The organism is Paenarthrobacter sp. YAF11_1 (assembly GCF_052113445.1).
Taxonomy (GTDB): Bacteria; Actinomycetota; Actinomycetes; order Actinomycetales; family Micrococcaceae; genus Arthrobacter.
Genome location: NZ_JBFRDF010000012.1, coordinates 18,352 through 43,223 on the forward strand (window position 1 = coordinate 18,352; position 24,872 = coordinate 43,223).

The 24,872-nt window shown below is 63.3% G+C and carries 21 protein-coding genes; 9 read left to right on the plus strand and 12 right to left on the minus strand.

Annotation, left to right across the window (positions count from 1 at the left end):
- Positions 1-2: 2 nt before the first annotated feature.
- The 3 genes from AB4Y77_RS17280 to AB4Y77_RS17290 all read right to left on the minus strand — a co-directional run bounded on the left by AB4Y77_RS17280 (position 3) and on the right by AB4Y77_RS17290 (position 3,622).
- On the minus strand, positions 3-1,436 hold the full coding sequence (locus AB4Y77_RS17280; RefSeq protein ID WP_442014774.1) for a purine-cytosine permease family protein: 1,434 nt from the start codon (positions 1,434-1,436) through the stop codon (positions 3-5).
- A 169-nt stretch (positions 1,437-1,605) separates the two neighbouring features.
- The gene (locus AB4Y77_RS17285) at positions 1,606-3,102 is read right to left on the minus strand and encodes an aldehyde dehydrogenase family protein (RefSeq protein ID WP_442014775.1); all 1,497 of its coding nucleotides are present in this window, start codon (positions 3,100-3,102) and stop codon (positions 1,606-1,608) included.
- A 46-nt stretch (positions 3,103-3,148) separates the two neighbouring features.
- Complete coding sequence (locus AB4Y77_RS17290) at positions 3,149-3,622, minus strand: hypothetical protein (RefSeq protein WP_442014776.1); 474 nt, start codon at positions 3,620-3,622, stop codon at positions 3,149-3,151.
- A 118-nt stretch (positions 3,623-3,740) separates the two neighbouring features.
- On the opposite strand from AB4Y77_RS17290, the gene AB4Y77_RS17295 reads away from it, so the two are divergent.
- Both AB4Y77_RS17295 and AB4Y77_RS17300 read left to right on the plus strand, forming a co-directional pair.
- Entirely contained in the window at positions 3,741-5,711 is a 1,971-nt protein-coding gene (locus AB4Y77_RS17295; protein WP_442014777.1) for a primary-amine oxidase, read from the plus strand.
- 130 nt (positions 5,712-5,841) lie between these two features.
- A complete protein-coding gene (locus AB4Y77_RS17300) occupies positions 5,842-6,450 on the plus strand; it encodes a TetR/AcrR family transcriptional regulator (protein ID WP_311211407.1) in 609 nt (202 codons plus the stop codon).
- Here the strand turns inward: AB4Y77_RS17300 and AB4Y77_RS17305 are convergent.
- Positions 6,447-7,361 (minus strand): LysR substrate-binding domain-containing protein, encoded by a 915-nt coding sequence (locus tag AB4Y77_RS17305; RefSeq protein WP_442014778.1) that lies wholly within the window; start codon positions 7,359-7,361, stop codon positions 6,447-6,449. The genes AB4Y77_RS17300 and AB4Y77_RS17305 overlap by 4 nt on opposite strands.
- Positions 7,362-7,494: 133 nt before the next feature.
- Here AB4Y77_RS17305 and AB4Y77_RS17310 point away from each other — a divergent pair, with 133 nt between their 5' ends.
- The 4 genes from AB4Y77_RS17310 to AB4Y77_RS17325 are packed head-to-tail and all read left to right on the plus strand — an operon-like array spanning position 7,495 to position 11,198.
- Positions 7,495-7,926 (plus strand): RidA family protein, encoded by a 432-nt coding sequence (locus tag AB4Y77_RS17310; protein WP_311211409.1) that lies wholly within the window; start codon positions 7,495-7,497, stop codon positions 7,924-7,926.
- Positions 7,923-8,594 (plus strand): DUF1028 domain-containing protein, encoded by a 672-nt coding sequence (locus AB4Y77_RS17315; protein WP_442014779.1) that lies wholly within the window; start codon positions 7,923-7,925, stop codon positions 8,592-8,594. Before AB4Y77_RS17310 ends, AB4Y77_RS17315 begins: the two co-directional genes overlap by 4 nt.
- Positions 8,584-9,738 carry a M20 family metallopeptidase gene (locus AB4Y77_RS17320; RefSeq protein ID WP_442014780.1) on the plus strand — a complete coding sequence of 385 codons (1,155 nt, stop codon included), beginning with the start codon at positions 8,584-8,586 and terminating at the stop codon, positions 9,736-9,738. The genes AB4Y77_RS17315 and AB4Y77_RS17320 overlap by 11 nt, the downstream gene beginning before the upstream one ends.
- Positions 9,739-9,779: 41 nt before the next feature.
- Complete coding sequence (locus tag AB4Y77_RS17325) at positions 9,780-11,198, plus strand: aspartate ammonia-lyase (RefSeq protein WP_442014781.1); 1,419 nt, start codon at positions 9,780-9,782, stop codon at positions 11,196-11,198.
- 143 nt (positions 11,199-11,341) lie between these two features.
- Here AB4Y77_RS17325 and AB4Y77_RS17330 read toward each other — a convergent pair whose 3' ends face one another.
- Complete coding sequence (locus AB4Y77_RS17330) at positions 11,342-12,619, minus strand: flavin-containing monooxygenase (RefSeq protein ID WP_442014782.1); 1,278 nt, start codon at positions 12,617-12,619, stop codon at positions 11,342-11,344.
- Between the two features lie 229 nt (positions 12,620-12,848).
- Here AB4Y77_RS17330 and AB4Y77_RS17335 point away from each other — a divergent pair, with 229 nt between their 5' ends.
- On the plus strand, positions 12,849-13,835 hold the full coding sequence (locus tag AB4Y77_RS17335) for a malate dehydrogenase (protein WP_442014783.1): 987 nt from the start codon (positions 12,849-12,851) through the stop codon (positions 13,833-13,835).
- A 6-nt stretch (positions 13,836-13,841) separates the two neighbouring features.
- Here the strand turns inward: AB4Y77_RS17335 and AB4Y77_RS17340 are convergent, their stop codons facing one another.
- Positions 13,842-14,783, minus strand: a complete 942-nt coding sequence (locus tag AB4Y77_RS17340) for a LysR family transcriptional regulator (RefSeq protein ID WP_442014784.1) — start codon at positions 14,781-14,783, stop codon at positions 13,842-13,844.
- A gap of 71 nt (positions 14,784-14,854) precedes the next feature.
- Between AB4Y77_RS17340 and AB4Y77_RS17345 the strand changes: the two genes are divergently transcribed.
- On the plus strand, positions 14,855-16,603 hold the full coding sequence (locus AB4Y77_RS17345) for an L-aspartate oxidase (RefSeq protein ID WP_442014785.1): 1,749 nt from the start codon (positions 14,855-14,857) through the stop codon (positions 16,601-16,603).
- Positions 16,604-16,637: 34 nt separating this feature from the next.
- On the opposite strand, the gene AB4Y77_RS17350 is transcribed toward AB4Y77_RS17345, so the two are convergent.
- The 6 genes from AB4Y77_RS17350 to AB4Y77_RS17375 form a co-directional block, all read right to left on the minus strand.
- The gene (locus AB4Y77_RS17350) at positions 16,638-19,448 is read right to left on the minus strand and encodes an FAD-binding and (Fe-S)-binding domain-containing protein (RefSeq protein WP_442014786.1); all 2,811 of its coding nucleotides are present in this window, start codon (positions 19,446-19,448) and stop codon (positions 16,638-16,640) included.
- Between the two features lie 61 nt (positions 19,449-19,509).
- On the minus strand, positions 19,510-20,430 hold the full coding sequence (locus AB4Y77_RS17355; RefSeq protein WP_442014787.1) for an NADP-dependent oxidoreductase: 921 nt from the start codon (positions 20,428-20,430) through the stop codon (positions 19,510-19,512).
- Positions 20,431-20,491: 61 nt separating this feature from the next.
- A complete protein-coding gene (locus AB4Y77_RS17360; RefSeq protein ID WP_311211419.1) occupies positions 20,492-20,725 on the minus strand; it encodes a DUF6480 family protein in 234 nt (77 codons plus the stop codon).
- 58 nt (positions 20,726-20,783) lie between these two features.
- A complete protein-coding gene (locus AB4Y77_RS17365) occupies positions 20,784-21,677 on the minus strand; it encodes an SMP-30/gluconolactonase/LRE family protein (protein ID WP_442014788.1) in 894 nt (297 codons plus the stop codon).
- Between the two features lie 10 nt (positions 21,678-21,687).
- On the minus strand, positions 21,688-23,145 hold the full coding sequence (locus tag AB4Y77_RS17370; RefSeq protein WP_442014789.1) for an MFS transporter: 1,458 nt from the start codon (positions 23,143-23,145) through the stop codon (positions 21,688-21,690).
- A gap of 131 nt (positions 23,146-23,276) precedes the next feature.
- Positions 23,277-23,990, minus strand: a complete 714-nt coding sequence (locus AB4Y77_RS17375; RefSeq protein ID WP_311211422.1) for a TetR/AcrR family transcriptional regulator C-terminal domain-containing protein — start codon at positions 23,988-23,990, stop codon at positions 23,277-23,279.
- Between the two features lie 120 nt (positions 23,991-24,110).
- Here AB4Y77_RS17375 and AB4Y77_RS17380 point away from each other — a divergent pair, with 120 nt between their 5' ends.
- Complete coding sequence (locus tag AB4Y77_RS17380; protein WP_442014790.1) at positions 24,111-24,854, plus strand: DUF2306 domain-containing protein; 744 nt, start codon at positions 24,111-24,113, stop codon at positions 24,852-24,854.
- The last annotated feature ends 18 nt before the right edge of the window (positions 24,855-24,872 follow it).

The window sequence follows — 24,872 nt, forward strand, 5'->3', positions numbered from 1 at the left end:
CATTACTTTCCATGGATTTGGGTTTCGATGGAGCTGATCTCAGTCTCTGAATCGAGACGTATCAGCGCCGGGGCCGTGCGGGCGATTAAGATGTAAACCAACGAACTGACCCCAAGACCCACGAGCCAGGCGATATCAATTCCTCCCATAGCCTCCGCCACCACACCTGTATAGAAGGAAGTGGCCATGAATGGGATCTGGGCAAGAACGCCAATGGCGAAGACAGCAAGAGAGCCTGCATTCCAGCGCCCGTAGCGGCCGCCGTCGGCAGCGTAGAACTCATCTACTGCGTAGGAGCCGTGTCGGATGACGTAGTAATCCACCAAGTTGACGGCAGACCACGGGATGAGCACGTAAAGGAGCACGCTGAGGAAACTGAAGTAGGAGGATGCGAAGCTGGTTGCGGCGGTTAAGGCCAGGGCGACACCGAGCACGTGCAACACCAGGGACGTCACCAGCCGGGCTTTGATTCCAGGACGCCATCCGCTGACGAAGGTCTCCACAAGCGTCAGGGCACATAGTGCACTGCAGTAGGCATTCACCGAGTTTCCCGCGGCGGCCACCAAAGCAAATCCCACCATGACCGCGGCACCGAGTGCCGGGCCGAGCAAGCCGTGGAGCCCTGTCATCGAATCCACACCGGCTACGGCGATTCCAACTCCGGCACCGAGGACCATCAGCACCGCGCTCGACGTGACGCAACCCAGGTACGTTCCCCAGAATGCTCCCTTGGTACCTGACTCGGCAGGCATGTACCGGGAGTAGTCCGACACATAGGGAGCGTATGTCAGTTGCCACACGATGCCGATTGCCAGCATCGCGAGGAAACCCGTCCAGGTGAATTCACCGTGGTTCATTTGGGCCCAAAAGTCGCCGCTGGCAAGAAGGCCGGCAAAGGAAACCAGCACAAGTGCGCCAACCACGTATGCACCCAGGGCCGTCACCTTCCGGACCAGGTTGTACCCGAACGCAGCGATGACGAAGCTGAGGACAGCGCAGCCGATGATCATGGCAGTTCCATTGGCCTCCGGCAAAAGCGCTGCGATCGAGTCCGAGGAAACGATCAGGTTCGAGGAGAAGTACCCCACGAACATCAGGATCGCCACCGCCACGATCAAACTGGCTCCGCGCGAACCGAATTGACCACGCGCTTGCAACATCTGGGGGACGCCCAGCTGCGGCCCTTGGGCCGCATGCAGCGCCATGGCGATTCCGCCGATTGCATGGCCGAAGAAGATCGCGATGATGGAGCTGATCATGGGAAGGCCCAACAGCGTGGTGGCAGTTGCACCGGTGACCACCGTTAGGGGCGTCATGTTCATTCCGAACCAGATGGTAAAGAGTTCCCGGGACTTACCGTGCCTCGCCTCGGCCGGAATGGGGGCGATGGATTCTTGTTCGATTTCGAAAAGACGGGAGCGAAGCATCGATTTCATGTGAGGTTGTCCTTAACACAGTGGAAGGATTCTGGCAGATTCTGGCGGGCCTCCCCCAAGCCCTTCGGCGCCAACCTGGTCTGCTGTGACACCCAGCGTAGGCCTGTGAACTGCATCACGTAAACCATTGAATAGCGATGCACATCAGCGGATTTCCAGATGCCATGAATCAGCCGAACTGGATCCAGGTAGTCTTTGGCGCGGTGTAGTTGTCGAAGGCGTGCAGGGAGAGATCACGGCCGAATCCGGACTGCTTGAAGCCCCCGAACGGGGTGGTGTTTCCCAGCGCATCCACAGTGTTGACGGAGACTGTTCCTGCGAGGAGCTCTCCAGCCACCCGGTGGCCACGGGACAGATTTGAGGTCCACACGGACGCTGCCAATCCGTAGTCCGTGTCATTGGCCAAATACACCGCTTCCTCCTCCGAGTCGAAGGCGTGCAGGACGGCCACCGGTCCAAAAATTTCCTCGCGATGGACGTCGTGGTCCGACCCCAGGCCACCCAGCAACGTGGGCTCCAAGTAGGCATCCGAACCTTGGATTTCGCGCCGCTCACCGCCGAAAAGTACCTCGCCTTCGGCGCGGCCGCGCCGAATCCAGCCTTCGACGTCGTTCGTGTGGGCGCTGCTGATCAGGGCGCCATTGCCCTCCAAGCCGGCCAGCGGATCCGCGGGTCGATAGCCTGCAGCCGCCTCTGCCAGCAAGGCAGCGAACTCGTCATAAATATCCCGCTGCACCAGGATGCGTGCGTTCGCGGAGCAGACCTGGCCTTGGTTGTAGAAGGCGCCGAAGGCAGCTTTGGCGGCCGCCTCAGGCAGGTCCGCCGTATCGGCAAAGACGATGTTTGAACTCTTGCCGCCCGCTTCGAGGCTTAGCCGTTTGAGGTTGCTGCGACCCGAGGCTTCCAACAGGGTGCGGGAGACGGCGGTGGAGCCCGTGAAGGCCAGCGCATCGACGTCCATGTGGTGCGCCAAAGCCGCCCCTACTTCCCGGCCTGTGCCAGTAATGATGTTCAGCACGCCATCCGGGAGCCCCGCTTCCGAGGCCAACTCGGCGAGGCGCAACACGCTCAGGGAGGTCTGCTCCGCAGGTTTCAGCACGACGGTGTTCCCGGAGGCGAGCGCCGGAGCCAGTTTCCACACCGCGATTTCCAGCGGGAAGTTCCACGGCACGATGGCCGCCACCACGCCCAAGGGCTCCCGCGTCACCAAGGCTGTTGCCCCGGGCGGAACTGCCGGCAGTTCCCCGCTCTGCTTGTCAGCGGCCTCCGCATACCAGCGGAGTGTCGAGATGGCACCGGGTACGTCCACGGTGGTGGTCTGAAGTATTGGTTTTCCGCTGTCCAGCGTCTCCAACAGCGCCAACTCATGGGCATGCTGCTCCATCAAGGCAGCCAACGCCAGCAATAGTCCCTTGCGTTTTTCGGCGCCCAACCGGGACCACTCAGGAAAGGCGCGTCTGGCGGCAGCTACTGCGCGATCAACGTCGCGGGACCCGCAAGCGGCCAACTCTGCGAGGACGCGGCCGTCAATCGGGCTGATGGTAGGGCGGGTAAGTTTCGTGCTTGATGCCGCCCGGCGACCGTCGACGAAAGACCTGCCATCAATCGCCAGGGTGTCGGCACGGCTGTGCCAGTCGAAGGACAACGTGGTGGAGGTGGTGTTCATGGTGACTCCTGGATGGGTTCAGTAGTGGGGGTTTAGTGGTGGTGATTCAGCGGTGGTGTTGGGTGCGGGTCATACGTAGGGCCGCCGACGCGGCCATCAGGCACAGCAGTTCAACGCCGATCAGGGCGAGCATGGCCGGTTGGTGGTCCGGCGTGGATGCACCGTGGGCGTAGCCGTGGTGGCCGCTGCCAGGCCCAAACACGGTGCCAGGCCCCAAAAGGAGGACCAGATGGATAAGGATCATGACTGCGCTCATGGCAAGGAGGTGGCCGGCGGCGCGGGGGGCAGACTGCCTGGCACAGAGCCGCTTCCTCCGGGCGAGAGGACCTGCCATGGGAGCGGCGCACGTCAAGCACGCAGCGCCCATCGCCGCCATCCACCAAGCCATCACGCCTGCCGGACCGCTTGCCGCTGCCACCACGTGGGCTGCAGCGCTGCCCACAGCTGCGACACCTACAACGCCTGCGGAAACGGGCGCGCTGGTGCCGTGCCGCCAGGGTAGGCGGAATTGCTGGTTCATTGTTCTCCTGGCCGCCGGCGCCATTTGGGTCGAGGACTTTACGCCGGCCTGTGAGGTGGGTAACATCAAAGCGTTGGTTGAACAGTTGTACCATCAAAATTCGACTTCAGGAAGTGCCATGACCCTTCAGACCACCCCCTTGGCCGCAACGACGCAGGCTCCCCAGGGACAGCATCCGCTTGACCAGCTCTCGGCACAGGAGATCCAGCATGCCCGCCGGATTCTGGCAGAAGCCGGCCTCGTCGCCGAGACCACCCGCTTCGCCTACCTGGGCCTGATCGAACCGCCCAAGGCCGCCTTGCAGGGAGACGCCGTTGATGCCCCACGCCTGGTCAGGGCCATGCTCTGGGACGCCGCGCAGTCGCTTTCGCTGGACATCAGGCTGTCCCTGACCACCGGCCTGGTCCTGGAACGGCGGGAACTCAACCCGCAGATCGATGGCCAATTGCCGGTCCTCCTCGAGGAATTCGGGATCATCGAGGACATCCTGGCCGGGGATCCGCAGTGGATCGCAGCATTGTCCAGCCGCGGCCTGACCCCGGCCCAGGTCCGCGTCGCTCCCCTCTCCGCAGGTGTCTTCGAGTACGGGAACGAGGAAGGCAAGCGGCTGCTTCGAGGCCTCGGATTCCGCCAGGACCACCCCGCAGACCACCCGTGGGCCCACCCGATTGACGGGTTGGTGGCGTTTGTTGATGTGGAGAACCGACGGGTGAACCACCTCATCGACGACGGCCCGGTTCCAGTACCGGAAGTCAACGGCAACTACACGGACCCCGCCATTCACGGCGAGCTCCGCACGGATTTGAAGCCGATAGAGATCACCCAGCCCGAAGGTCCCAGCTTCACCCTGGAGGGCAATCACCTGTCATGGGCAGGCTGGGACCTGCGCGTAGGTTTCGACGCCCGCGAAGGATTGGTGCTCCACCAGCTTCACCACTCGCACCTGGGACGGCGTCGACCGGTGGTTCACCGCGCATCCATCTCCGAAATGGTGGTTCCTTACGGAGACCCGTCCCCCTACCGAAGCTGGCAGAATTACTTCGATTCCGGCGAGTACCTGGTGGGCCGGGACGCCAACTCGCTCAAGCTCGGTTGCGACTGCCTGGGCGACATCACCTACATGTCCCCTGTGGTGGCCGATGATTTCGGCAATCCGCGGGTGATCGGGAACGGCATCTGCATCCACGAGGAAGACGCCGGGATCCTCTGGAAGCACACGGACGAATGGGCCGGCTCCAACGAGGTTCGGCGCAACCGCCGCCTGGTGGTTTCCTTCTTCACCACGGTTGGCAATTACGACTACGGCTTCTACTGGTACCTCTACCTGGACGGCACCATTGAATTCGAAGCGAAGGCCACGGGCATTGTTTTCACGGCAGCGCTCCCGGATAAGGACTACGCCTACGCATCGGAGATCGCTCCGGGCCTTGGCGCCCCTTACCACCAGCATCTCTTCAGCGCCCGGCTGGACATGATGATCGACGGCGACACGAACCGGGTTGAAGAACTGGACCTGATCCGGCTTCCCAAGGGACCCGGAAACCCCCACGGCAACGCTTTCACCCAGAAGCGCACAGTGTTGGCCCGTGAATCGGAGGCAATCCGCGACGCCGATGGCGCCAAGGGAAGGGTGTGGCACATCAGCAACCCGGACTCGTTGAACCACCTTGGCCACCCCGTGGGCTACACCCTGTATCCGGAGGGCAACCCCACGTTGGCCATGGCCGATGACTCATCCATCGCCTCGCGGGCCGCCTTTGCCAAACATCACCTGTGGGTCACACAGCACGCCGAGGACGAACTCTACGCCGCCGGCGACTTCGTCAACCAGCACCCCGGAGGTGCAGGGCTTCCCTCTTACGTAGCTCAGGATCGGGACATCGATGGCCAGGACCTCGTGGTGTGGCACTCGTTTGGTTTGACCCACTTCCCCCGCCCCGAGGACTGGCCCATCATGCCCGTTGACACCACCGGTTTCACGCTGAAACCGCACGGTTTCTTCGATCAGAACCCCACCCTCAACGTGCCATCGTCCGCGGCCGGGCACTGCGCTCCGGCAGAGCAGAACGCCGGCTCCTGCGGACACTGACGGTTCCACCCGCGACTACCACTGTGGGGGCGCGCCCCCGGCGTTCCCGCAGTGGTAGGGTGCTCACGGTCCCGCCTTGGCCACCCGCGCAAACGAACCACCATTCGAACGTCCGAAACAAAGGAGCAGCATGCCCCGTTTGGTTGATCACGAGGAACGTCGCCGTTCCATCATCGAGACCACGTGGCGTCTGATCGCGGAGCAGGGCATCGAGAACGCCAGCATGCGGGACATCGCCCGGGAGTGCGGCTACGCAGCCCCGGGCGTGCTGGCCCACTACTTCCCTAACAAGGACGCCCTCCTGCTGGCCTCCTATGAGCTGATCTGCGACCGCACCAACGAACGCATCGCCGCTGGCACGGCCGGCCGGCGCGGCCTTGCAGCCCTTCGAAGGTTGTGCCTGGAAATCATCCCGGCGGACCCCCTCACTGTGGTGGAAGCCCGCGTGGCAGTCTCTTTCTGGCAGCGCGCACAGACAGAAGACGCGCTGCGCTCCGTCGGCCGGGAGGCCCTGCTGCACTGGCGTGGCCTGGTGATGGGTTTCCTTGCCCAAGCAGAGCACGACGACGAATGCGAACCTTTGGTGGACCCCGACGCGGTTGCCGATGAGCTGCTGAACGTCATGATGGGCTTGCACGTCACGTCAATGCTGGATCCCGATGCCGTCACTGGTTCCCGGCAGCGACATCTGGTGGAGCGTGCACTTGCGCGGTTGGCTGTTCGGAAACAGCCGGCCTAGCTTCTGGCCGAGCGGGCGGCCACAATTTGGTGCCTGACCGCCTGCGCTACCGCCCGCACCCTCGCCGTGGGGCGGTGGGACTTCAGGTGCGCCAGGACTGTCTTCAATTCCGGCACGTCGTCGCGGATTTCGACGGCGGCCAGCTGGCCGCCGTCGTACGTCAACTGGTGCTGTGGCCGCTGGTGAAGGATGGAATAACCGAGGCCCCGGGCTACAAAAGTCCGCACGGTTTCGTAGCTGGCCGAACGGAACCTGATGTCCGGCTCCTGGCCACCCAGCCTGGCGATGGAGAGCATGAGATCACGGGTGTGCGGCAAGTCCAACAGCACAAAGGGTTCACCGCTCAGGGCCGACAGCTGAACAGTTTTTGATCCGGCCAGCTTGCGGTTTGGCGGAAGTGCCACGTAGGGCCTGACGGTGTCCACCACCGAACTGGCTATCACTTCGGGCAGGTCGAGGTCGTAGCACAGCGCCAAATCTGCCTGCCCACTGAGCAAAGCGGCGATGCAGCCCGATGTATCGGTTTCGATGACTTCCGCTTCAAGGGCGGGGTGGTCTTCCCGCAGTTTGGTCAGGATACCGGGAAGCAGGAAGGGCGCAAGCGTGCTGAAGCAGGCAATGCGGATCCGTCCGGAGACGCTTTGGTGTTCTCCCCGCGCGTGGTCAATGCTTTCCTCAACCTGCGCGAGGATGGCTTGGGCATCCCTGACGAACAGCTCGCCTGCCGGTGTGAGCACCAAGCCTTTGGAGCGCTGCCTGATGAAGAACTGCGTTCCAACGTGCCGCTCAAGTTGGGCGATGGCTGCTGAGACTGCTGATTGGGCCACGTTGAGGCGAACGGACGCGCCGGTCATGGACAGCTGGGCTGCCGCTTCCACAAAGTAGCGCAACTGCGTGAGGGTCACATCCATGCCACGAGAATACACCCTGCATCAGAAAAGCCGATGCAATCGTTCTAAAAGAACTGTTGGACAGATTTAGAACCCCACAGGAAGCTGAAAGATACGAGCACCCGACTTAAAGGAACGAAAGGCAAGCCGCGAAATGAAACACCAACGTATCCGTACGTTCAACACCAAAGAGACCTATCCGGAGCAGAACCTGGACAACGATCTTTGCCAGGCCGTTGTTGCCAATGGCGTGGTTTACCTCCGCGGCCAGATCGGGCAGGACCTTGAGACGCGGGAGTCTGTGGGCATTGGCGACGTCGAAGCCCAGACGGAGAAGGCCATGGCCAACATCGACATGTTGCTCAAGGAGGCGGGCAGCAGCCTTGAAGACATCGTCAAGGTCACGGTCTACCTGGTGGATCCGCGCTACCGCGAAACCGTCTACCGCACCATGGGCCGCTGGCTCAAAGGCGTGTTCCCGGTTTCGACCGGCATTGTGGTCCAAGCACTTGCCCGCCCGGAGTGGCTCGTGGAAATTGATGCCACAGCAGTGCTCTCCTCGGGTAGCTCGGAGGGGCAGCAGTGACGTTCAGCATTGCCGCCACGGACAGCCACGGCAGGTTTGGCTTGGCGGTCTGCTCGTCCTCCCCCGCCGTTGCGGCGCGGTGCGCGCACCTGCGTGATGGAGTCGGCGCTGTCAGCTCCCAGAACATTACCGATCCCCGGCTGGGAACAGCGTTGCTCGACCGCCTCCAGGCGGGCTGTTCCGCGCAGGAGGCGATTGACGCCGTCGTGCAGGAATCACCTGCGGTGGACTACCGGCAACTGGTGGTCCTGGACGCATGCGGTGGATCCGCCGTCTTCAGTGGCGCACATACGCTGGGCGTGTTGGGCGAAGGCCGGGGCGCCAACAGTGTGGCCGCGGGCAACATGCTCGCTCATCCGGGTGTTGCCCAAGCCCTCTGCGACGCCTTTGAAGCCAGTGCGGGAGAGCTGGAAGTACGGCTGATGGCTGCCCTTCGAGCGGCCGAGGCGGCCGGCGGCGAGGCAGGCCCCGTGCGTTCGGCCGGCATCTCGGTGGTGTCCGGCCACGGCTGGCGCGACACTGACCTCCGGGTGGACTGGCACGATCACCCGATCGCGGAACTCGAGGAGCTCCTGAACGTTTGGCTTCCGCAGCGCCAAGACTACGTTGTCCGCGGCCTGGACCCCGCCGCTTCCGTCAGTTACGGGGTGGCCGGCGATGAGCGCTGAGACAGCACCCACCACTCAGGAAGTCCAGCGCCAGCGGGTGCTGGATTCCGTCACTACACAGCAACCCCATTTGGTCCATCTCTCCGAAACCCTGCACGCCAACCCCGAACTTGGCTGGCAGGAGCATCGGGCCGCCGGCTGGACCGCAGAGTACCTGTCCACTCACGGCTTCGAGGTGGAGAGAGAGTATTTGGGCTTTCCCACCGCCATCCGCGCCGTCTTCGGAACGGGCTCACACCGTGTGGGGCTCATGGCCGAGTACGATGCTCTTGCGGGCCTTGGCCATGCGTGCGGCCACAACATCATCACGGCCATCTCGTGCGGTGCCGCCGTGGTTTTGGCGCAGTTTGCTGCCGAGCACGACCTGACCGTGGAACTCTACGGAACCCCAGCCGAAGAAGGCGGCGGCGGAAAGATCGAGCTCCTCAAGAAGGGAGCCTTCCAGGGCCTGGACCTTGCCATGATGGCACATCCCAGCCCGGTCGATTCCGCAGAAGCCCGTCCCTACGCAGTGGCCCACAACCACGTGGAATACCGGGGCAAATCGGCTCACGCGGCCGCGTATCCCGATCAGGGCGTGAACGCCAACGACGCCTTCATTGTTGCGCAGGTGGCGTTGGGCCTCCTGCGCCAACAGTTGCCTCCCGGCACCCGGGTCCACGGAATCCAGACGCGGGGTGGTGAAGCACCCAACGCCATCCCGGAAAAGACCGAGGGCCGGTGGTACGTCCGCGCCGAGTCACTCGCGCGGTTGGGTGAGCTCGAGGAGCGGGTACAGCGGTGCTTCGAAGCAGGGGCATTGGCATCGGGCTGCGAGTTGTCGGTGACTCCGGAGTCGGAACCATATTCAGAGTTCCGCACGGACCTGCGTGCACTTGAGCTCTACGTGCAGCACGCGCAGGCTCTGGGACGCGACTTCAATGCACCCCCGGAACAAGCCACCATGAACCGGGCGTCCACCGACATGGGCAATGTGTCCCAAGTGGTTCCTGCCATCCACCCCTACATAGGACTGGGCTGCTTCCCGGCAGCCAACCACCAACCCGAGTTCGCCGCGCACTGCGTCGGCGACGCAGCAAACCTTGCCATTCACGACGGCGCAGCCGCCTTGGCACTCACGGCACTGGACTACCTGGCAACGTAGCCAGGGAGTCCGGCGTCGTGAGCATTTCCAGGAACAGGACAATGACCGAACAAGTAACCCCTCCCTGCCCGGGAGTACGACGAGAGCACGACAGCCTCGGGGACGCGGACGTCCCCGGGGCTTCCTACTGGGGCATCAGCACGCTCCGGGCCGTGGACAACTTCCCCGTCAGCGGACGAACCATCGGCACCCTGCGTTCCCTCATCTGGAGCTTGGGTGCCGTGAAGTACTCCGCGGCACGCGCGAATGAAAGCCTGGGTCTTCTGGATCCGGACAAATCCGCAGCCATCCAAAAGGCTTCCCTGGAAGTCATGGACGGCGGTTGGGATGACCAGTTCGTGGTGGACACCATCCAAGGCGGAGCCGGGACCAGCACCAACATGAACGCCAACGAGGTCATTGCCAACCGCGCGCTGGAACTGATGGGCCACCGCAAAGGCGACTACTCCGCACTGCATCCCATTGATGATGTGAACCGCAGCCAGTCCACCAATGACGTCTACCCAACCGCCATCAAGATTGCCCTGCAGCGGGAAATATCGGAGTTCTGCGAGGAACATGCCAGGCTCATCCAAGCGTTTGATGCCAAGGCCACGGAGTTCGCCGGCATCATCAAAGTGGGCCGCACCCAACTGCAGGACGCCGTACCCATGTCCATGGGACAAGAGTTTGGCGCCTTCGCCGACACCCTCCGTGAGGATGGCCAACGGCTCCTTGAACTCCTTCCCCACCTGCGTGAATCCAACCTTGGAGCCACTGCAATCGGCACCGGCATCACCGCTTCCCCCGGGTATCGGGAAGCTGTGATCAATGAGCTCAGTTCCATCACCGGCCTGCAGCTCACCTCAGCCACCAACCTTGTGGAGGCCACCAGCGACACGGGCGTCTTTATGCTCGTGTCCGGCGTCTTGAAAAGGGCTGCGGTGAAGCTCTCCAAGATCTGCAACGATCTCCGCTTGCTCTCCTCCGGCCCGCAAACAGGATTTGGCGAGATCCTCCTGCCCGCAGTGCAGGCAGGGTCCTCCATCATGCCCGGGAAGGTCAACCCGGTCATCCCGGAGATGGTCAACCAGGTTGCCTTCCGGGTGATCGGCGCGGATGCCACCGTGACCATGGCCGTGGAGGCCGGGCAACTCCAACTCAATGCCTTCGAACCGGTCATTGCTGACGCCTTGCTTGAGTCGATCGCTTGGCTCACTGTGGCCTGCCGCCAACTCCGGACACACTGCGTGGACGGCATCACCGCCAATACGCAGATGCTGCAGCAGCGGATGATCGAATCCATCAGCGTGGTCACCGGATTGGCACCCCTGATCGGGTACGCCGCCGCGGCCGAACTGGCCAAGGAAGCTCTCGCATCCCATCGCGGCATCGCAGAACTGGTGATGGAGCGCGGACTGCTCGACCCACAGAAAATGGAGGCGGCGCTTTCGGCCAAGTCACTGGCGGGACTCGGCTGACCGGATAGCTGCGCAGGCAACAACGCAGTAAGGCTCGACGGCGGCACTCACGCGAGTGCCGCCGTCGAGCTTTGCGATCTCTAGCCACAGCAAAAGGGGACCACGCCTGCCTGGCGTGGTCCCCTTTTACTTGGTTTTTCTGGTCAGACTGCTCCGCTCGCCACCAGCGCGTCCTGCTCATTGTGGGTGAGGTAGCTCCGCTGGATGGTGATCTGGTCTGCTACGTACTTTGCGTCGTGCCAGACACCCCAGATGAAGCTGGATCCACGGCGTGACTGCCACGGCAGCCCCAGGAAATACACGCCCGGCTCTGTGGATACGCCGCGTTGCTGCAGCGGCTTTCCTTTGGCGTCGAAGGCATCCACTTGCAGCCAGCTGTAGTCCACGGCGAAACCAGTTGCCCACACGATGGAGGTGATTCCCGCTCCGGCTAGGTTGAGCTCGCGGATGGGGTTGGTGAGGCTCTCCGGGTCCGGCCTGAGGAAGCGGGCTTCGGGTTCCTCCGGCAGGTCCAGACCGTTGCGTTCAACGTAGGCGTCGGCTTCGTCGAGCAACTCCAGATAGTGCGCATCGCCGTTCGCGATGTTGGTTCGGAGGTCCTCCGCGAAGCGCATGGTGCCGTCCTGGATCTCCATGGTCCGCCCCACGAGCTTGATGCCGTTCCCGGCGAGCGCTCGGAAATCCACGGTGTGGCCGCCGTCTGCCCCGCTGACCGCGATGGTCACATGTTCGGCACCCAGGGCGGGCGTGGAGGCATCCCACTTGCCGAGTACACCGAGCCACCAGCAGAAGTCCCGGCCACGGTAGTTCCGCGGGGGGCGGTCATGCGGCCCCACCGAAAGATATACCTGCCGGCCCGAACGCTGGATCTCCGCGGCGATCTGCACGCCCGAGGAACCGGCCCCCACCACCAGGACTGCACCTTGCGGCAGTTGGCCGGGGTTGAGGTACGAGCTTGAGTGCATCTGCATCAGGCCGTCAGTTTCAGGAACGACGGCGGGGATCACCGGACGCTGGAACGGCCCTGTGGCGGCGACGACGTAACGTGCGTTGTACTCGCCGTCGGATGTTTGCACGTGGAAGCCCGGCGCGCCGACGTTTCTGCGCACGGACTTGACCTCCACGCCGCAGCGGATGGGCGCCCCAATCTTCTCGGCGTACGCCACGAAGTAGTCGGCAACCTGCTCCTTGGACGGGAACGAGCCGGCGTCGATGTCGGTGAATTCCAGTCCCGGGAAGCGGTCGTGCCAGGCGGGTCCGTTGGCAACCAGCGAGTCCCACCTCATTGAACGCCACCGCTCAGCAATGCGGTAGCGTTCCAGGACGATGTGGGGGATCCCCCGCTCGCTCAAGTGCTCGCTCATCGCTACCCCGGCCTGGCCGGCGCCTACGACGAGGACCTCAACCTCTTGGCTTGACATGTGATCTCCTATGTGGCGGAAGGCCACAGCGCGCATCGACGCTGCGGCCCTTTTCTGTGACGGTTAATTCATTCTCACGTCCACAAAGTGCATCTGCATAGTGAATAAAACAGCACAACCGCATCTAAATTTATGATGACCACCCTCCGCAACACCACATGCCTGTGGCACCATGGCATACAGCTTGCAAAGCCCATCGGGTACCTCGGATCAGCAAGGAGAACGTGACATGAGCACGCCCATCAAGATCGCTGTGACTGGCGCGGCCGGCCAGATCGGCTACAGCCTCCTCTTCCGGATCGCCAGCGGTGCCCTCTTCGGTGCCGATACACCAGTGCAACTCCGACTCCTGGAGATCACGCCCGCATTGAAGGCGCTGGAGGGTGTTGTCATGGAGCTCGATGACTGCGCGTTTCCAGCGCTCGACTCCGTGGAAATCGGCGACGACGCCGACCATATTTTCGACGGCGTCAACCTTGCCTTGCTCGTTGGCGCCCGTCCGCGGACCAAGGGCATGGAACGCGGCGACCTGCTCAGTGCCAATGGAGCTATTTTCACAGCACAGGGGAAGGCGCTGAACCGGGTCGCGGCCGACGACGTCCGTATCGGCGTGACAGGCAACCCGGCCAACACCAACGCCTTGATTGCGATGAACAATGCCCCGGACATCCCCGCCGAGCGGTTCAGCGCCCTGACCCGGCTGGATCACAACCGCGCCCTTGGACAGCTCGCTAAAAAGCTCCACGTCAGCGTGGGGGATATTCGGAAAATGACTGTCTGGGGCAATCATTCTGCAACGCAGTATCCGGACATCTTTCACGCAGAGGTCGCCGGCAGGAACGCGGCCGAGGTGGTGAATGATCACGGCTGGATCGAGAACGACTTCATCCCCACGGTTGCCCGGCGAGGTGCGGCGATCATCGATGCCCGGGGTGCGTCTTCCGCAGCATCGGCAGCGTCGGCCACCATCGACGCAGCCCGCGACTGGCTGCTCGGCACACCCGAGGGCGATTGGGTTTCCATGGCCGTTGCCTCCGACGGATCATATGGGGTGCCCGAAGGTCTCATCTATTCCTACCCGGTGACCACTTCAGGCGGGGACTGGGAAATCGTTCAGGGACTGGACGTGAACGACTTCAGCCGCAGGAAGATGGATGTGTCAGCCGACGAGCTTTTCGAGGAGCGGGCTGCCGTGGCTGAACTCGGCTTGATCTGATCTTTATCAGCGACGTGCCGTTGGCGTGACCAGCCGTGCAAGATCGGTGCCGGGTGCCGCCAGCCGGTCCACTGTACTGAAGATCAACTCCTGCATTGCTGCTGCGGCTGCTGAAGGACCAACGTCGTCGCGTCGGGCCAGGTTGACCGTTCTTGTCAGCGAGGGACTGACCAGTCGTGCGCTGCGCAGTCCAGGCCGTCCGATGACTACCATTGCCGGCACCACCGCCACGCCCAGCCCCCGTTCCACGAACCGCAGGACGGCGTCCATCTCGGCACCTTCGACCGCGATCACCGGCTCCAAGCCCCTTGCGGAGAACGCAGCCTCGGTGGCCATTCGCAGATCATAGCTGCGGTTGAAAGCCACCTGCGGAATGCGCGCCAACTCTTCCAGGGTGAGTTCTTCCGGCGACGCCGATCCGGCGGCGGAGACAACCACCAGCTCCTCGGTCAGCAACGGAATCAGCTCAGTTCCCTTCACGGCGGGGTCCGCTCCGCGGGTGACCACCAGAGCCAGATCCAGCGCGCTTTCGTTGAGGGCATCAACCAGGAACCGCGAACCGCCTTCAGTGATGTGCAATTCAATTCCGGGATGCGCGCTTCGGAAAGAGGCCAGCACATCGGCCACCAGTGAGACGCACAGGGTAGGTGGGGCGCCGAGGCGAATGCGGCCCCGGCGCAACCCCGCGAGCTCGTTCATTTGCTCCCGCGCGGTCTCTGCGTCGCCGAGCATGCGCCGGGCGATGGGCAGGAGGAGCTCCCCCGCATTCGTCAGAGTCGCCCCGGACGGTCCGCGGTGAAAAAGAGTCATTCCAAGATCGGCTTCCAAGGCTGCGATCTGCCTGCTGAGGGAAGGTTGCGCGAGATACAGCTGCTCGGCAGCGCGTGTGAAATGGCCCACTCGGGCGATCGCCTCGAAAGAGCGTAATTGCTCCAGCTTCATGCTCATAGCCTAAATGCATCGAGTTCAGTCAAACAATTCATTGGAAACATCGCGCTGCTCCTTCTAGCGTTGGCACCATGAACCTCAACACCATTCCAGAACGACTCATGTCCACCACCGTGTTGGTGATCGGGACCGGTGGCGCCGGCCTGCGCGCCTCGATTGAACTCGCCGAGCGAGGAGTCCAGGTGCTGGCGGTGGGTAAGCGTCGCAAGCACGACGCCCACACGAGCCTTGCCGCCGGTGGCATCAACGCTGCCTTGGGCACCATGGACCCTCAGGACAGCTGGCAGCAGCACGCCGCCGACACCTTGCGGGAGTCCTACTTCCTGGCCGACCCGTCCATCGTGGAAACCGTTGCCCGCAACGCCGCACGCGGGATCGAGGACCTGGAAAAATGGGGAATGCCCTTCGCCCGAGAGGACGATGGACGAATCTCCCAACGCTTCTTCGGCGCGCACAAGTATCGCCGCACGGCCTACGCCGGGGACTACACCGGGTTGGAGATCCAGCGCACTCTGATGCGCCGGGCGGCAGAGTTGAACGTGCCCATCATTGACACTGTCTACATCACGCGGTTGCTCGTGGCCGACGGCACCATCTTCGGAGCCTATGGATTCGACGTCGTGGACGGGACCCCCGTGCAGATCCACGCCGACGCGGTCATCCTGGCCGCAGGCGGACACACCCGCATCTGGCGGCACACCTCTTCCCGTCGCGATGAGAACACCGGCGATTCCTTCCGGCTGGCTGCCCTGGCCGGAGCCCGGATCCGCGACGCCGAGCTGGTCCAGTTCCACCCTTCCGGCCTCTTGGAGCCCGACGACGCGGCCGGCACGTTGGTCTCCGAGGCGGCACGCGGAGAAGGCGGCATCCTCACCAACGCCCTCGGCGAGCGCTTCATGGAACGCTACGACCCCGAGCGCATGGAACTTTCCACCCGGGACCGGGTTGCGCTGGCCGCCTTCACCGAGGTCGCCGAAGGTCGCGGGACCCAGAAGGGTGGGGTCTACCTGGACGTCTCCCACCTGCCACGCGAAACCATCATGGAAAAGCTGCCACGGGTCTACCGCACCTTGATCGACCTGCAGATGCTGGACATCACCACCACCAAAGTCGAGATTGCGCCCACCGCTCACTACTCGATGGGTGGGGTCTGGGTTGCGCCCGAGGACCACCGAACGGGAGTGAACGGCCTCTACGCAATCGGCGAGGCATCTTCCGGGCTGCACGGCGCAAACCGCCTCGGCGGCAATTCACTGATTGAGCTGCTCGTCTACGGACGTATTACCGGCGAACATGTGGCGGACTACGTCCATTCGCTCACCCACCTCGTACGGGATCCCGCCGCTGTAGGAATAGCACGCGGGGAAATGCAGTCACTGCTCAGTGAACGCGGAACAGAATCCGCGCGGCGGCTGCAGCGGGAACTACGCAACCTCATGACCGAACACGCCGGGGTGGTCCGCACTGAACAGGGACTGGAACAAGGACTCGAGAAGCTGACCGCTTTGGAGGAGCGCGCCCAGCTCGTCACCGCCCACCCGGACATCGCCGGGTTCGATGATCTGGCCCACGCTTACGACCTTCTGGGATCCCTGCTGGCAGCACGGGCTACCCTCGAGTGCGCCCTCGAACGCCGCGAAACCCGCGGCGCCCACAACCGTGCTGACTTCCCGGCGGCAGATCCCTCACTCCAAGGGAACTTTGTCTGGTCAACAGATGAGGGCGTCAGATTCGAAAGTCTGCCTCCGGCTCCGGATTCCTTCCGAGCCCTGGCCCAGGCCAGTGCGGACGACTCGGTCGCCGGCAAGCTCGTCGAGTAGAACACCGCCACCACCTGACCGAGGGACAGGACGTTTACCGGGTGACCTCTTCCAGCAACTCCAGAACATGCCGGTACTGGGAGCCCGTGGCCCGTGTCATGCCAAGCTCGCAGGTTCTGTTGCAGGAGGCGTGGGCAGCAGCGTCCAGGTCCGCTACGTCCGCGGCCTGACGCGCTGTTGCCGACGCCGTCAGTTCCGGATGCAACATGCCCCTGTCACCGGCGAACGCACAACAGCCCCAGTTTTCGGGAATGTCCACGCGTTCTGCCACTGCACCGGCAACCAGGCCCAGCGCATCATTGAGACCCATCCGCGTTGACGAGCACGTGGGATGCAGCGCCAATGACAGAAGTTTCCCGTGCTCGGGCAGCCGGGGCAGGATCCGTTCAGCGGCGAAGTCCACGGCATCCACGATCCTCAGGGGAAGCTGGCCTTCCGGTGGAATATCCGATTCAACTGCATGGCGCAGGCCCTCGGTGCAGGACGACGCGTCACAGACGATCGGCAGCTCGCCGTCACGGGTTGCCGTCCGGAGTGCTTCCACGGTTTTCGCTTTCATGGTTTCCTGGCCGTCAGCCATCCCTTTGGAAGACCACGGCGTTCCGCAGCACAGGCGGTCAATGCCTTGGGGCACCAGGAGTATGAGGCCTGCCCGGGCAGAAAGCTGCTCAAAGCTGTACTGCACACCCCGCCCCAACCCCGCCGGCCCGAACATGGTGTTGACGCAGGCAGGGAAATACACAGCGTCAACGGGCCCCGCAGGGGCAGGGCGTTTCCGCGCTGATCCTCCGCCGGGAAGCTCCGCGGAGTAGAGAGGCACGGTGTCTGCCCCCAAGACTGCCCGTGCTGCCTTGTTGGGCGGGGTGATGACGGCCGCCGGAAGCTTGTCAGCCACCGTCAGCGCAAGAGCCGCGCCCCGGGTGACACCTTCCCAGTCCTTGGCTGCGGCGTTCCACGCACGGTTGGTGAGTTTGCCGGCGTCGTTCTTCCTCAGGCGCTTCACCAGCGATCCTGTATTGATGTCCACCGGGCAGGCGGTTTGGCACATGCCGTCCACGGCGCAGGTGTCCACCGACTCGTACTCGTAGTCTCGCTCCAGCTCCTTCACCAACGCCATGTCTCCGGCCAGTCGCGCAGATTCGATGGCGCGCAACGTGACGATTCTCTGGCGCGGCGTGAGGGTGATGTCCCTACTGGGACACACCGGTTCGCAATAACCGCAGGAAACACAGCGGTCCACTTCCTCCGCTACTGGCGGCGCAGTCTTGATGTGCCGGAGGTGGGCCACGGGGTCCTCATCCATCACCACACCCGGATTCAGCATGCCCGCGGGGTCGAAAAGGCGCTTGATAGTGCGCATGACGTCGTAGAGCTCGTCGCCGTATTGCCGCCGGACGAACGGGGCCATGACCCGCCCCGTGCCGTGTTCGGCCTTCAACGATCCTCCCTCGGCAAGGACCAGGTCCACCATGTCCTCGGTGAAGGCGCTGTAGCGGTCCAGTTCGGACGTCGAGGCAAAGCCGTCGGTCAGCATGAAGTGGACGTTGCCGTCCTTGGCATGGCCGAAGATCACGCTGTTGCTGTACCCATACTTTTCAAACAGCCCTATCAAGCCCCGGCAAGTGCGGCCCAGCACGGGCACCGGCACCACAATGTCTTCCAAAAGGGCCGTGGTGCCTTGAGGGCGCGCACCGGCCACGGAGGCATAGAGTCCCTTTCGCAGCTGCCACAACCGGCCGCGATCCTTCGCGTCGGCGGTGAAGTGCGCCGGCGCTGACAAGCCCAGACCCTGCAGAATTTCCGAACCGCCCGCCTGAAGCTCTTCCAACAGACCGGCAGTACCCGCGGAGTACTCCACCAGGAGGGCGGCATGTTCGCGGACCGCTATGTCATGGACGACGGCGGGCGCTCCCTTGAGCGTCTGGCCCACCTTGAGCGACAACGCGTCCATGAGTTCAATGGTGGCGGCTCCCGTTTCCACCAGCCCGGGCAGCGCGGCGTTTGCTGCCTCAAGGTCCCGGAAGACCAGCAGACCCGTTGCAGCGTGCTGGAGCCGCGGAATGGTGCGGAAGACCGCCTCAGCCACGAATCCCAGGGTGCCTTCGCTGCCGATGATCAGGTGTGCCATGATTTCTGCCGGGTTCTGGAAGTCCAGCAGGGAGTTCAGCCCGTAGCCCATGGTGTTCTTCATGGAAAACTGCTGCCGGATCTTCCGCGCAGAGTCCGGGTTGTTCCGGACCCGCTCGGCCAGCCGTGCAAGGCCCTGGTACAGCTCCCGCTCAACGGTGCGGAGCTTTTCACCGGCATCCGGCGCCCCGGTGTCCATGACCGTCCCCGAAGGCAGCACTACGGTCAGCGACTCCAGGGTGCGGTACGTGTTGTCCACGGTGCCGCAGTTCATGCCGGAGGAGTTGTTGGCTACCACCCCGCCTACCGTGCACGCCGCTTCGCTTGCCGGATCGGGCCCGAACTTCCGGCCGTAGCCTGCCAGCCTCGCGTTCAGTGCCCGAACGGTGACGCCGGGCTGGACGCGGACCCGGGCGCCGTCGTCGAGCACTTCGATGTCCCTGAAGTTCCGGCGAACATCCACCAGCACGCCGTCGGTGACGGCCTGCCCGCTCAGGCTGGTACCGCCGGAGCGGAAGGTCAGCGGCACGCCCTGGGCTGCGCTGGCACGCAACAGACCTCCGACGTCGGCAGCCGTCTTCGCCGTGATGACAGCCTGCGGAATCAACAGGAAATGCGAGGCGTCATGGGCATGGGCGTGGAGATCGATGGCCCGGGTACTCACTGCGGTGGGATCTTCCACCGCAGCGCGGAAGCCTGACACGTCAAGAGAAGCCACGAGAGGGCACCATCCAATCCAATACGGGAGTGGACTGCATTATCTCAGCAGTTCAACCGCCTTACGTGACGGTGACCACAATCTTTCCGCGGGTGTGTCCCTCCATGTTGAGCCGGAAGGCGTCAGCTGCCTCAGCCAGCGGAAGGGCCTGCGCCACCTCCACCCGGATCTTGTGCTCGTCCACGAGTTCGGCGAGTTGCTGCAGTTCGGCACCGACGGGATTGACCCACATCCAGGTGCCGCCATGGGCTTCCACCTCGCTGTCGGCGATTGAGGCGTGCCGCCCATTCCCGGCCAGCACCTCCAGCGTTGCTTCAAGGTTGCCACCCACGAAGTCGGCCACGACGTCCACACCCTCAGGACGCAGCGCCTTCACCCTGTCAGCGAGGCCGTCACCATACGCAACCGGCTCAGCACCCAGGGACCGCAGGAAATCATGGTTCTTCTCCGACGCCGTGGCGATCACCCTAGCGCCCCGCGCCACGGCGATCTGGATACCCAGCGAGCCCACGCCGCCGGAACCGCCGTGGATCAGCACGGTCTCACCCGACCGCAGGCCCAAGCGGTTGAGGACCTGGAACGCCGTGAGCCCGGCCAACGGCAGCCCCGCCGACTCGTTCCAGTCCAATGACGCCGGCTTGCGGGCCAGCAACCGCTCCGGGAGTGCGATGTACTCGGCAAAACTGCCACCGTGGACGTAGTCCTTGCGGCCATAGGAGATCACTTCGTCGCCGACCTTGAAATGGGGAGCATCAATACCCACAGCTTCCACGACGCCGGCAACATCCCAGCCGGGGATCGCCGGAAATTGGAGGTCCATGAACGAGTCCAGGTAGCCCGCCATAATTTTCCAGTCCACCGGGTTGACCGCGGACGCCTTCACTTTGACCAGGACCATACCCGGCCCCACTTTGGGCATTGGCCGCTCCGTCAGTTCAAGGACGTCGGGGTTTCCGTATTCGCTGTAAGTCATTGCCTTCATATGAGCGCCAACTCCCATTTAGTGCAGGGTATTCCAAGGAGGCACGACGGCGGCCTGCCGCCTAGTCGAAGAAGCCCACTATGTAGCCGATGAAGTACAGCAGCGTGAGCAGGACGCCGGCACCGATGGCTGCCAGCCAGAGGAACTGCGTGCCCTTCCTGGGGCCGCCCTCGTCATGACCCTGGGGGCCGGCCGTTGATGCTTCACCCGGAGGCGTTTCTCCCGGGGGCACTCCGCCGCCCGGTTCCAGGCCTGTGATCTTGTCCTCGTAGGGATCGGGGTTGCTTCCTGACATGTCCATCACTCCCTCGATTGCAGTGCTGGTGCTGTGTTCAAGGTTACTGGTGCTCTGTTCAAGGTGACAGGCCGGGGCCGGACTCCCTCCGGACCGCATCCTGGGTCGTGGTCCTGAGCCGGTACAAGGAGGTGGTGGCCGTGATGTAGAGATCGTGCCCATCGGGCCCGCCGAAGCAGAGGTTTGAGACCCTTTCCGGAACCTCGACGGCGGCCAGCAACCCACCGTCGGGCGAATAGATGCGCACAGACGATCCTGCCGAGGTCCATACCCGCCCCTCGACGTCCACGCGGAACCCGTCAGAAGCCGCGTCGTCTTCGAGCTCAATAAAAGTCCTGCCCTCTCCGCAGCCGCCGGCCTCAACGGGGTAGACAGCAATCCGGAACGGCACTCCCAGGCCTGGACCCGCCGTGTCAGCTACATACAGGAGCGACTCATCCGGAGAGAACGCCAGCCCGTTGGGGTGTACCAGATCCGTGACCACGGGTGTCAGTTCTTCCGTTGCCGGGTCGAAGCGGAAAACGTAGCAACCGCCGTACTCCTGCTCACCTTCGTGCCCTTCCACCGTCCCGGGCAAAATTCCGTAGGGCGGGTCGGTGAACCAGACCGCCCCATTCCCGGCCACCACAACGTCGTTGGGCGAGTTGAGCCGATGCTCACCGAACGCTTCAACGATTGGCGACACCACGCCGTCGTGGTCCCGCTCAATACGCCTGCGGCCGTGGCTGCACTGCACCACGCTGCCGTCACGGCCCAGCGTCCGCCCGTTGGTGTAGTCGACGCCGGTGGCGTACTCGCGCGTCGCGCCGGTAGCAGGCGAAAACTCAAGGATCCTGTTGTTGGGAATGTCGCTCCACCGAACGGTCTGCGACTGCGGAATCCAGAGAGGACCCTCCGCCCACACGGTTCCTTCAAACAACTTTTCCAAGGTGCCGGTGATCAGTTCATCCATGTGTTCGAGACTAATCGTTCGCGGGTTCAGAGCTGGGTTTCGCGGCCGGCTCGGTGGTGTTGCCCTTCTTCTCAGCCGGCATTGCCACCACCGCCACGACAGTAAGGACTGCACTGACAAGCACAGCCACGAACACGGCAGTGGAGGCCGAAACGGTGGTTTGAGGATCGGGACCGCCGCTGGGGCCGTTGGCATAGATAGCGTTGGCAATGGCGCCGAAAACGGCCACACCAATGGAGCTGCCGATGGAACGGGCAAAGAGGTTGGTACCGGTGACCACACCGCGCTCGTTCCATTCGACGCTGGTTTGCGCGGCAATGAGGCTCGGCGTTGCCACCAGCCCGAGTCCGAGCCCAACGATGAAGCACGCCACCGCCACCAGCAGGATATTGGGTGTGGAGGCAGTGAGGGCGAGGACGGCTGCGCCGATTACCGTGATCGTGATGCCGATGATGCCTGTGTTCCGAAATCCGATGCGGAGATACAAGCGGCCCGCTTGCGATGCACTGATGGGCCAGCCAATGGTCAAGGCCGCCAAGGCGAGGCCGGCCAGGAGGGGTGAGGTTTTCAGGGACCCTTCCAGGAACGTTGGGACGTAGGAAGTAAGCCCAAGCATGACCGCGCCAACGCCGAAAGAGATCATCGCCGTCGTGGCCAGCAGCCTGCGGGAGACGACCCAAGGTGGCAGGACAGGTTCTGCAGCCTTCCTTTCCACCAAGAGGAACGCAACCAGCAACAAGGCCCCGCCGGCAAAAACAGAGATGCTGATGGCGGAGTCCCATGCCCAAGCTTGGCCCCCTTGTAGCGCCCCCAGAATGAGCAGGCTCAACGAAATCGTCAGCAGCCCCGCGCCCAAATAGTCGATGCGGTGCTTGGTCCGCTCCACCTCCTCGTGGAAGGTCCGGAGGAGCATCCAACCAGCCAGAAGGCACAACGGGATGTTGATGAGGAAGATCCCGCGCCAGATTCCCAGGGATGCGAAAACGCCTCCCAGCGTTGGGCCCACCACGGAAGAGACCGCCCACACACTGGCCAGGTAACCCTGCACTTTTGCCCGTTCGGCCAAGGTGTAGATATCGCCCGCGATCGTGATTGCCACGGGCTGGACCGCGCCGGCCCCAAGCCCCTGGAGCACACGGAATGCAATGAGCGCCGGCATGCTCCAGGCCAGCCCGCAGAGAATCGAGCCAAGCAGGAACAGGCCAATCCCACCCAGGATCATCGGCTTACGGCCCACCACATCCGAAAGCTTGGCGTAGACGGGCACGGAAACTGCCTGCGCCAAGAGGTAGGCAGAGAACAGCCAGGGGAAGGAGGCAAATCCGCCGATGTCCTCCACGATCGATGGCACCGCCGTGGCAACAATGGTGGCATCGATCGCCACCAGGCCCGTGGCGAGCATCAGTGCAATCAGAATGGGTCCACGCCGGGATCGGAACCCGACTCCTTCTTCAGCCACTGTGCTCATGTGTTCCCCTTCGCGTCGTCATCACCAGTTGCGCTCCCATGGCGTAACCCGGCGGGATGGTGAAATAGTCCCGGCTGGGTTTCGGGCGCCACCGCATCGAGCACCGTTCCGACGTTTACACACCGCGGTAATCAGCCGCCTGATGTCCAGTTCTGCTCGTGGAGTCGCTCGAATCCGTCGAGAAGCAGGTCCAAGGCAAACTCGAACTCGAATTGGTCGTCGCAGCCATTCCCGACCACGGACTGGTCGTCATGCGCTGCAGCCATGGCAATCCGAAAAAGATTGGGGTAGCTCTGCGCCATGTGCCGGGCCATCGCAGCTTGGGCTTCCGCCGCGATACGTGGCTGGTCCTTGGCGCCGTTCCCTGCTGAATCGTCAAAGACCTCTTGAGTGAACCCCCACATCCGGCTGCCCAGTGCATGCATCACGTGGTGCGTCAGGTCCTCGGAGAATCCACCCGCCAGGAACATGCCCACGAAGGAATCCATGTATCCGAGGACCGCCGGCGTGGTGTTGGTGCGGGTTTCGATGACAGGGCGGGCCCACGGATGCCGAAGGAGTGCCCGCCTGGCCGAAAGCACCCGGAGACGGACCACAGTCTTCCATGGAGCGCCGGGCACGGGTGGGTCGATCTCCCCGACGATGGTGTCCACCATGCCGTCGAGGAGTTCTTCCTTGTTGGCGATGTGCTTATAGAGCGCCATCGGAACTACGCCCAGTTCCTGTGCAAGTCGGCGCATGCTCAATGATTCGATGCCTACCTCGTCAGCAAGGGTGACGGCCGCTTGCAGCACTCGGTCGCGGTTCAAGGGCACGCGCCGCGCGGCCTCCGCTAGCTGGGTCATGCGTTCATCCCTCCCCCTTTGCGGCCAAGGTCCAAGCATGACCTTGACAGGTATACAGCGTACACCTAGTGTTTCGATCATAAAGGTGTACGCCGTACACCCCTGTTCCTAGGCGGAGTCATGAGATCGAATACCACCACATCTTCCCGGAGCCGCCGCATGAAGTGGGTGGTGCCCGCGGCGCTGATTGCCCTCAGCCTCATTCCTGTCATTGCCGGCGCAGCGCGTCTCACACAGCTGACCGGCGGCGCAACCGTCACTCCGGAAAACGCCAGGTTCTTCGCCTCGCCCCTCCCGGTGATAACGCACATCGTCACAGTCACGGTGTACAGCCTGTTGGGGGCTTTTCAGTTCGTCCCTACCCTGAGGCGGGTCCCCGGACTTCGCCGCGGCATGCGGTCCTGGCACGAAACAGTCGGGCGCATTCTGGTTCCGGCAGGCCTGCTCGCCGGTCTGTCCGGCCTCTGGATGTCCATGTTCTACGCCCTCCCGGAAACTGACGGTGAGGCACTGCTGGTTCTTCGGCTGATCTTTGGTACTGCCATGGTGGGGGGCATCATCCTGGGAATCCTGGCAATTCGCCGACGAGACTTCGCTGCGCACGGAGCCTGGATGACGCGCGCCTACGCCATCGCACTGGGAGCTGGAACGCAAGCCCTGGTGCTGCTGCCGTGGATCCTGATGGTTGGCCCCACCGACGAGACCACGCGTGCAGTCCTGATGGGCGCATCCTGGGTCATCAACCTGGCGGTGGCCGAGTACGCCATTCGACGGCGCCACGCAGTGTCCGGTCGCAAAACCCGCCCGGCGGGTCGGGCACTCACTCCTGAGACGACGACGGCGGGCCACCGGTCGGTTCCGTGAGGAACCAAGGTGACCCGC

Coding starts and splice junctions, on each gene's coding strand:
- AB4Y77_RS17300 (WP_311211407.1), top strand. CDS start 5,842: ATGCCCCGTTTGGTTGATCACGAGGAACGTCGCCGTTCCATCATCGAG.
- AB4Y77_RS17290 (WP_442014776.1), bottom strand. CDS start 3,622: ATGAACCAGCAATTCCGCCTACCCTGGCGGCACGGCACCAGCGCGCCC.
- AB4Y77_RS17280 (WP_442014774.1), bottom strand. CDS start 1,436: ATGAAATCGATGCTTCGCTCCCGTCTTTTCGAAATCGAACAAGAATCC.
- AB4Y77_RS17375 (WP_311211422.1), bottom strand. CDS start 23,990: ATGACCCAGCTAGCGGAGGCCGCGCGGCGCGTGCCCTTGAACCGCGAC.
- AB4Y77_RS17325 (WP_442014781.1), top strand. CDS start 9,780: ATGACCGAACAAGTAACCCCTCCCTGCCCGGGAGTACGACGAGAGCAC.
- AB4Y77_RS17305 (WP_442014778.1), bottom strand. CDS start 7,361: ATGGATGTGACCCTCACGCAGTTGCGCTACTTTGTGGAAGCGGCAGCC.
- AB4Y77_RS17345 (WP_442014785.1), top strand. CDS start 14,855: ATGAACCTCAACACCATTCCAGAACGACTCATGTCCACCACCGTGTTG.
- AB4Y77_RS17310 (WP_311211409.1), top strand. CDS start 7,495: ATGAAACACCAACGTATCCGTACGTTCAACACCAAAGAGACCTATCCG.
- AB4Y77_RS17295 (WP_442014777.1), top strand. CDS start 3,741: ATGACCCTTCAGACCACCCCCTTGGCCGCAACGACGCAGGCTCCCCAG.
- AB4Y77_RS17285 (WP_442014775.1), bottom strand. CDS start 3,102: ATGAACACCACCTCCACCACGTTGTCCTTCGACTGGCACAGCCGTGCC.
- AB4Y77_RS17330 (WP_442014782.1), bottom strand. CDS start 12,619: ATGTCAAGCCAAGAGGTTGAGGTCCTCGTCGTAGGCGCCGGCCAGGCC.
- AB4Y77_RS17380 (WP_442014790.1), top strand. CDS start 24,111: ATGAGATCGAATACCACCACATCTTCCCGGAGCCGCCGCATGAAGTGG.
- AB4Y77_RS17355 (WP_442014787.1), bottom strand. CDS start 20,430: ATGAAGGCAATGACTTACAGCGAATACGGAAACCCCGACGTCCTTGAA.
- AB4Y77_RS17365 (WP_442014788.1), bottom strand. CDS start 21,677: ATGGATGAACTGATCACCGGCACCTTGGAAAAGTTGTTTGAAGGAACC.
- AB4Y77_RS17335 (WP_442014783.1), top strand. CDS start 12,849: ATGAGCACGCCCATCAAGATCGCTGTGACTGGCGCGGCCGGCCAGATC.
- AB4Y77_RS17320 (WP_442014780.1), top strand. CDS start 8,584: ATGAGCGCTGAGACAGCACCCACCACTCAGGAAGTCCAGCGCCAGCGG.
- AB4Y77_RS17360 (WP_311211419.1), bottom strand. CDS start 20,725: ATGTCAGGAAGCAACCCCGATCCCTACGAGGACAAGATCACAGGCCTG.
- AB4Y77_RS17370 (WP_442014789.1), bottom strand. CDS start 23,145: ATGAGCACAGTGGCTGAAGAAGGAGTCGGGTTCCGATCCCGGCGTGGA.
- AB4Y77_RS17340 (WP_442014784.1), bottom strand. CDS start 14,783: ATGAGCATGAAGCTGGAGCAATTACGCTCTTTCGAGGCGATCGCCCGA.